General features: G+C 55.5%; 1 protein-coding gene. It reads right to left on the bottom strand.

Annotation, left to right across the window (positions count from 1 at the left end; genetic code table 11):
• Nucleotides 1-330 (bottom strand): GTP-binding protein (locus tag J5M56_RS25915; RefSeq protein WP_243430916.1); only part of this gene is annotated, 330 nt, incomplete at both ends.

Genomic DNA, 330 nt, shown 5'->3' on the forward strand with positions numbered 1-330 from the left:
TACGGCCGGTAACAACGGTACCACGACCCGAGATCGAGAATACGTCTTCGATCGGCATCAGGAATGGCTGGTCGATAGCACGAACTGGCTCAGGGATGTAAGCATCCAGAGTTTCTACCAGCTTCTTAACAGCGGTAGTGCCCATTTCGTTGTCGTCTTTGCCTTCCAGCGCCATACGAGCCGAACCGATGATGATCGGGGTATCGTCGCCTGGGAAGTCGTAGGTGGACAGCAGGTCGCGAACTTCCATCTCGACCAGTTCCAGCAGCTCAGCGTCGTCTACCAGGTCAGCCTTGTTCAGGAAGACCACGATGTACGGAACGCCTACCT

The organism is Pseudomonas sp. 51_B (genome assembly GCF_017491595.1).
Classification (GTDB): Bacteria; Pseudomonadota; Gammaproteobacteria; order Pseudomonadales; family Pseudomonadaceae; genus Aquipseudomonas; species Aquipseudomonas promysalinigenes.